This is a genomic window from Catonella sp. (assembly GCF_052169795.1).
Taxonomy (GTDB): Bacteria; Bacillota; Clostridia; order Lachnospirales; family Lachnospiraceae; genus Catonella.
The window spans coordinates 1-6,425 of sequence record NZ_JBQNBU010000103.1; the positions used below are offsets into that span (position 1 = coordinate 1).

The 6,425-nt window shown below is 38.1% G+C and carries 8 protein-coding genes; all 8 read right to left on the reverse strand.

The window, feature by feature from the left end; genetic code table 11:
• Positions 1-261: 261 nt before the first annotated feature.
• Positions 262-1,281: a hypothetical protein gene (locus ACTTKP_RS10645; RefSeq protein ID WP_442553879.1), complete on the reverse strand. Its 1,020-nt coding sequence runs from the start codon at positions 1,279-1,281 to the stop codon at positions 262-264.
• A 71-nt stretch (positions 1,282-1,352) separates the two neighbouring features.
• Entirely contained in the window at positions 1,353-2,057 is a 705-nt protein-coding gene (locus ACTTKP_RS10650) for a tRNA threonylcarbamoyladenosine dehydratase (RefSeq protein ID WP_442553880.1), read from the reverse strand.
• A 24-nt stretch (positions 2,058-2,081) separates the two neighbouring features.
• The gene (locus tag ACTTKP_RS10655; RefSeq protein WP_442553881.1) at positions 2,082-2,630 is read right to left on the reverse strand and encodes a DJ-1 family glyoxalase III; all 549 of its coding nucleotides are present in this window, start codon (positions 2,628-2,630) and stop codon (positions 2,082-2,084) included.
• Positions 2,631-2,658: 28 nt separating this feature from the next.
• Positions 2,659-3,078 carry a DUF1934 domain-containing protein gene (locus tag ACTTKP_RS10660; protein WP_442553882.1) on the reverse strand — a complete coding sequence of 140 codons (420 nt, stop codon included), beginning with the start codon at positions 3,076-3,078 and terminating at the stop codon, positions 2,659-2,661.
• Positions 3,079-4,140: a D-alanine--D-alanine ligase family protein gene (locus ACTTKP_RS10665; protein ID WP_442553883.1), complete on the reverse strand. Its 1,062-nt coding sequence runs from the start codon at positions 4,138-4,140 to the stop codon at positions 3,079-3,081.
• Positions 4,137-4,820: a GntR family transcriptional regulator gene (locus ACTTKP_RS10670; protein ID WP_442553884.1), complete on the reverse strand. Its 684-nt coding sequence runs from the start codon at positions 4,818-4,820 to the stop codon at positions 4,137-4,139. The genes ACTTKP_RS10665 and ACTTKP_RS10670 overlap by 4 nt, the downstream gene beginning before the upstream one ends.
• Before the next feature lie 9 nt (positions 4,821-4,829).
• The gene (gene ispE / locus ACTTKP_RS10675; RefSeq protein ID WP_442553885.1) at positions 4,830-5,699 is read right to left on the reverse strand and encodes a 4-(cytidine 5'-diphospho)-2-C-methyl-D-erythritol kinase; all 870 of its coding nucleotides are present in this window, start codon (positions 5,697-5,699) and stop codon (positions 4,830-4,832) included.
• Positions 5,700-5,762: 63 nt separating this feature from the next.
• Positions 5,763-6,218 carry a hypothetical protein gene (locus tag ACTTKP_RS10680; RefSeq protein ID WP_442553886.1) on the reverse strand — a complete coding sequence of 152 codons (456 nt, stop codon included), beginning with the start codon at positions 6,216-6,218 and terminating at the stop codon, positions 5,763-5,765.
• Positions 6,219-6,425 lie beyond the last annotated feature (207 nt).

A 6,425-nucleotide genomic window follows, 5' to 3' on the forward strand; every position in this document is an offset into this window, starting at 1 on the left:
AAGTAATAGGAACCGGTCCTATAGGTATCTTCCAAGGGCCAAGTACACAGCAAACAGCCGCCATTATACCTATAAGAGCTATGTTTTTTACATCAAGCTTTGATTTAACTGCTACATTTTCATTCGATGACATTTTCTTTCTCCTTTAAATAAAAAATATATCCGAATTAATACAAATTCATGTAATTAATTCGGATACTATAATACAACAAAATTTTTTAATTGTAAACTACTTTTATAAATAAAAGTTTACAATTTATATTACAACTTCATAAATAACTCCGATCTCTGATTTAGATTCTTCTTGTCCTTAACCTTTTCCATGCTTTCTACAAAATCTACCACCAAAGGCCTGCTGTACTTACCTGACCAATGCCCTCTTATAGGTGGCTCTCCTCCAACTTCGCTTTCTAAGAAATGCTCCTCAAACTTCTTTACCTTACTCCAAGGACCTAAGAAATAACTTTCTCCATTTGCAGAAAGCATGAGTAAGCCATATTTTTCAGTTTCCACCAGACGGTCAAATACTGCTGCCGGCTTTGCATCAAACATATCAACTACTGTCACACTGCCTATGAGATAAGACTTTATCACAGCCCTTTCAGCCTGTAATTCCTGTTCCGCCGTAATACCCTGAGCCGCCCTGTCCTTCTTCCTGATTTCCTTTATTACAAGACCTATGCCTGCCCTATAAGTTTCAGGAATCCTCTCCATACCTGCCTCACCTGAATCATATATTTTCTGTTTATAGTCTTCCAAATCATAATCACTGATTCCGGCATCTTTTAAAATGCTCTTATACTTACTTCTTGCTCCAAAGCCCTTGAGAAGTTCTACGGCTTCATCACGCATAGCATAGATTACTCCCCTGCTGTTTGCACCTATAAGCCTATGGTAAGGTGACACTTCCTTTTTTATTGCAAGCGAAAGCTGTTCAATAGGGGAAAACTGCTTATTTTCATCGTCTCCGCCATGCCAGGCTGATGCTATAGAAAATATTGCTTCAGGCATATTGCCTCTTATACAAAGGCTTATAACCTTCTTTCCACTCAGTATGGCACTATTAACCTTCTCCTTTATATCAGCAGGAACTTCTTCCCAAAATGGCGATTCATTTTTCAGCTTTATACTTTCAAATTCTCTCTGTTCTTTTTTTAGAAAATGACATATTTCCTCTCCTTCTATGTCACTTACTCCAACTAAAATTAAGGGATTCTGCTTCAATATCTCTCTAATTCCAACAAAATAATCATCTTTCTTCATAGCTTTGCTTCCTTTCATGTATATTTCCTCAAAGCCTGGTCCGGGAACTAATTAAATATTATCATGTTTAAGATATAATTTAAACCCACTTAACATTTATTTGATAGTTCTTTTATAATTTCACCTGCAATAATTAGCCCCATAACGGATGGCACAAATGACAGACTTCCTGGAGTTATTTCTTCTGCTTCCTTAATCTCAGGTTTTATCGGCTCTTCTTTAGAATATACCACTTTCAGCTTTTCTACACCTCTTTTTTTCAGCTCTCTTCTCATCACCCTTGCAAGTGGACATACACAGGTTTTATATATATCCTCTACACAAAAAGCTGTGGGATCAAGTTTATTGCCTGCTCCCATAGCAGATATTATCGGTACATTTGCTTCTTTTGCCTTTAACACAAGCTCTATCTTCCCTGTTACTGTGTCAATGGCATCGGCTACATAATCATACTCTCTAAAATCAAAACTGCCTGAAGTCTCCGGCAAAAAGAAACATTTGTATTTGTTTACTATAATCTCAGGATTTATATCTTTAAGCCTTGCTTCCAATACATCTACCTTATTCAGTCCTACTGTACTTCTAAGAGCTATTAGCTGTCGGTTTATATTACTGAGGGCAATAACATCCTTATCTATAATATCCAAAGTACCCACGCCTGCCCGTGCAAGTCCCTCACATATAAAGCCTCCTACTCCACCCACACCAAATACTGCAACTCTTTTTTTGCTCAAATTGCTTACTGCTCCCTTACCCAAGAGCAGTTCTGTTCTTAAAAACCAGCTTTCCTGCATATCTTCCCTTCCTGAGTTTTAATCCTATCTTCCTGTCACCCTATTCCAAAGAGTAGCCTCTCTCTGTACATCGGCATTTACTCCCAGAGCCTCTGCCACTGAAAATGCAAACTCCATGCTTGTAGCAGGTCCTCTTGAAGTAATGATATTCTCATCTCTTACTACCAAGATTTCCTTAAATTTGCCTCCCCGAATCTTCTCTTCAAAACCAGGATAAGCTGTAAATTCCCTACCCTCAAGCAAACCTGCCCTTTCAAGAACAATAGGCGCTGCACAGATAGCGGCAACAATCTTCTTTCTTTCATCCATTTGCTTAAGAATATCAATCACTTTTTCATCATCCCTTAGATTAGTTGCACCCGGAAGTCCTCCCGGAAGAATAACTGCATCATAATCCTCTGCACTAATTTTTGCCAAAAACCTATCTGATTTTATAGTTATATTGTGTGAACCGCTCACATACTCTTCCTTTCCCACTATATCGCACTCTATTCCAAGTCTTCTTAGCATATCCACCACTGTAAGTCCTTCTACTTCTTCAAATCCGTTCATAAAAATAACTGCTGCCTTCATGCGTTTCTCCCTTTCTCTTTCATTATAATTATTTTACTATAATTAACTCTATATATATTTTACAATCTGCCACAAACTCACTGTCTATAAAGAGTTTATATTCCAAATTTATGAATATATTTTTTTTCCCTAATCTGACATCCGTTTTTGAGGTATCGGTTTCGATTAAAAATACACCGTATGGGGTCTTATAACTCCCTGCCGTCTTAAGTCCCTGCTTAAAAATAAGTGTGCTTGTCACCTCTCCGGATTTTGTCATCTCAAAGGATTCTTCATCAAATTTTAAAAGTACCTTATTTATTTTTTCATCATCAGTTTCTTCATCATATTTTACAAAATGCCTGCCATTTATCAGGGAATAAGTGCCGGAGGCGGAAACTTTAATTTCCTCCGCCCCTGACTCTGTTTTCTGACATGATGACAGGCTTACATTTACCCTTTTATTCATTTAACTTTCATATCTCCTAAGTCCCAAACTTATAAGTTCCTCTACCAAAGCCTTTTTATCAATACCCTGTTCTGCCCAAAGCATAGGGTACATACTAATAGCTGTAAAGCCGGGAAGAGTGTTTATCTCATTAAAGACTATTTCATTCGTGTCTTTTTCTAAGAAAAAGTCTACTCGTGACAGTCCATATCCATCTAAAGCCTTAAATATTTTAACTGCCGCCTCTCTTATTTCCTCTGCCTTACCACTAGGAAGTTCCGGAGAAATTACAGTCTTTGAGTCTGCATTATTATACTTAGCATCAAAATCATAAAACTCTGCTGCTGCAAGTATTTCACCTATTCCACTTGCTTTTACATCAAAACCGCCTAAGACTGCACACTCAAGCTCTCTGCCGATTATAGTTTCTTCTACAAGAATCTTCCTGTCATGTTCTGCTGCCAATGTAAGTGCCTTTTTCAGGCTTTCTCTGTCAGTTGCCTTGCTTACTCCCTTTGAAGAGCCTGCATTAGACGGCTTTACAAAATATGGATATGGATATGCTTTTTCAATCTTATCTAAAACAGTTTCCATATCCTTCATCTCTTCTCTATACACCGGCACAAAGCGAGCCTGCCTTACCCCCACTGTATCTACTACCTGTTTAGTATACCACTTGTCCATGCCTACTGCCGAAGCTATAACTCCACATCCCACATAAGGTATCTGAGCCATTTCAAGCAGCCCCTGAATAGTACCATCTTCACCATAAAGTCCATGAAGTACCGGAAATACTACATCTATACCAATTTTCTCCACCATCCCATCACCATTAAATACAATTAATGCCTTATCTTTGGTATCCGGAGAAATAATTGCCTTTCTTTTGCTCTCTGTCCAGCTCCCATTTTTTAATTCTTCAACACCGGATGCAAGCAGCCATTCTCCATCTTTTGTTATAGCAATAATTTTCACATCATATTTCTCTGCATCTATTGCCTCAATCACACTTGCTCCGCTCACAAGAGAAATCTCATGTTCACTTGACCTTCCACCAACTATTACAGCTACACTCTTTTTCATCTCTCTTTATTTTCCTTCCCTGCCTTTATATCAAGGCTTACCTGTTCCACCTGATTGGTAATATGCTGTCTTATAGCACCTCGTGCCTCAGATGGAGCATTTTCCTCAATAAATCTTATAATATCATTATGCTCCCTTATTAAGCCTGCATACACTGCTTTATTTTTAAGATACTCTATCCTGTATCTATACATTCTTTCAGAGAGATTACCAACAAGCTGAATCAACCTTTTATTGCCGGTCGCAGAAAAAATATGGTTATGAAATTCCACATCCCTTTCTGCCATTTCTGAAATATTACCGGCTCTTGTAGCCTCTATAAAAGCCTTTGCAGCCTTTTTTATACTTACAATGTCTTCCTCATTTCTCCTTGCACAGGCAAGTTCCACCGCCAGTTCTTCAAGTGCACACCTGACTTCTAAGACATCCTGTAAGTCTTCCTCTGTAATATTACTTACCGTAGCTCCCCGTCTTGGAACTATCTTTGCCAACCCCTCAAGCTCAAGCATATGTATTGCCTCTCTTACAGGAGTCCTGCTTACTCCAAGTTTTTTAGTCAGCTTAACTTCCATCAATCTCTCCCCCGGCTTTAACTCTCCCATAAGTATCTGCCTTCTGAGGGTTCTAAAAACTACATCTCTCAGAGGAAGTTCAGATTCATTCATCATATATTTGTCCATAAATCTCCTTTACCGCCCATATCGGCACTGTGTAACTTCCACCATCTCAAATTTATTTTTATTTCTAAGTACAAGGCTTGCTTTTTTTGCCTCTTTCTCAGACTCAAAAATTCCAAAGACCGTTGGTCCGCTTCCTGTCATCATAGAAAATACTGCACCATTTTCAAGTAATAACTGCTTTATTTCTGCTATTATTCTATGCTTTGTTACAGTCACTTCTTCTAATACATTTCCTAAAAGCTTAACTATGTTACAAAGTGAACTCTTACCCAATTCTTTTACTAATCCGCCTATGTCAGGATGTTTTACCTCAAGTAAGCTGTCAAAGGCTTCATATACCTCCTTCGTTGATACTCCCAGCTTAGGCTTTACTATTACTATAGCACATTCCGGAAATGACACAAGCTCTGTAAGTCTCTCACCTATTCCCTCTGCAAGTGCAGTCCCGCCTCTTATAAGAAATGGAACATCCGCCCCAAGCCTCAGACCTAATTCTTCTAATTTTGTTTCATTAAGCCCCAGATTAAAAAGTCTGTTCATTCCTCTGAGAGCAGCTGCAGCATCTGCACTTCCGCCTCCCATTCCTGCCGCTATCGGAAGTTGTTTTTCTATGTGTACATCTACTCCGGTCTCTATTCTATATTCTTCTTTAATAAGACTGACTGCCTTATATACTATATTTTTTTCATCTAATGGCAATTCCTTCTTATCGGAAGTAAGTCGGATTCCCTCTACATCCGTCTTACTAAGAGAAATCCTATCATATATATCCACTGTCTGCATTACCATGCTAACCTCATGATAACCATCTTCTCTCCGTCCAAGAACATCCAGGCTTAAGTTGATTTTGCCATAGGCCTTTTCAATAACTTTTTTCATAACTCTCTTCCTATTATAAAAGGACACCCAATATGAGTGCCCTTTCATTAAGTGCACATTATTTTATTTATTAAATATGCCCTTTACCTTATCCATAAATTTTTTCTTTTCCGGTGTCTTCTCAAGTCCTGTCCTAAGCCCCTTAACTCCTGTTATATAGATGCCTGAAACCATAGCCTTCACTTCTTTTTTTACAGGAATAAGATTAAATACTTTCGGGTCACACATAAGGCTCATAACCTTAGGTCCGACCTTAGCCTTTACAACAGGTACTTTAGACAACTTCGACAACTTTGGAGCCTGATCCACTACCATCTGCGGAAAGCCTGCCTCTGTAAGCTTCATCATCTTCTTATCTATAACGAGCATAGACACCGTCTGCTCCATTTCTCTCATCTGCTCATTTGCTACAGCCTGCTTATCCTGGAGCTTTTTTGCATACTTGGACAAAAAATAAAGCCCTACTAATAATGCAATCACTACAACGGCTATTATAATATATACAATATATCCTCCCATACCAACCTCCAAAGTCCTTTTAATAATGCTATAAGTATACAGAATCTTAGATATTATACCACAAAAAAGTGTGAAATACAAATAGTTTATGGAAGATTGTATACAAACAACCGTTTGAGCACAAACTGCAACCATTATACAAAAAAACATCCCACCAAACATTTTCATGTCTGTGAGATGTTTCCTTAAATATTTACTTTTATTCAG